This window comes from Mycobacterium sp. 852002-10029_SCH5224772, from assembly GCF_001667315.1.
In the GTDB taxonomy this organism is placed as follows: domain Bacteria; phylum Actinomycetota; class Actinomycetes; order Mycobacteriales; family Mycobacteriaceae; genus Mycobacterium.
On record NZ_LZHT01000099.1, the window covers coordinates 1 to 693 of the forward strand.

The window sequence follows — 693 nt, forward strand, 5'->3', positions numbered from 1 at the left end:
GTCGTTGGCGGGGTTGGGGGACAAGTTCGGGCAGTCGGTGGTGAATGCGAATGCGGTTCTTGATGAGGTGAATCCGCGGATGCCGCAGGCGCGTAAGGATATTCAGCGGTTGGCGGCGTTGGGGGATACGTATGCGAACGCGTCGCCGGACCTGTTTGATTTTTTGAATAATGCGGTGGTGACGTCGCGCACGATCAATGCGCAGCAAAAGGATCTGGATCAGGCGTTGTTGTCGGCGGCGGGGTTCGGTAACACCGGGGCGGATGTGTTCAACAAGGCCGGGCCGTACCTGGCGCGGGGTGCGGCCGACCTGGTGCCCTCGGCGCAGCTGCTCGACACCTACAGCCCCTCACTGTTCTGTGCGGTCCGCAACTACCACGACATCGAACCCAAGGCCGCCACGTTCCTCGGCGGCAACGGCTACTCGCTCATCACCAACACCGAGGTGCTATCCGGGCTGGGGCTGGTAGCCAACCCCCTGTCCCTGGTCGCGGTCTCCGCGCTCACGCTGGGGCTCGGCGCCACGGCCGGTCTGGTCGGTGGGGCGCCCAACCCTTACATCTGGCCGGAGAACCTGCCGCGGGTGAACGCTCGCGGTGGACCCGGAGGAGCACCGGGTTGCTGGCAGAAAATCACCCGGGATCTGTGGCCGGCACCGGAGTTGGTGATGGACACCGGTAACAGCCTTGCGCC

General features: G+C 64.9%; 1 protein-coding gene. It reads left to right on the top strand.

Annotated elements, in window-relative coordinates:
• Positions 1-693 (top strand): MCE family protein (locus A5775_RS17740; protein WP_197512695.1); only part of this gene is annotated, 693 nt, incomplete at both ends.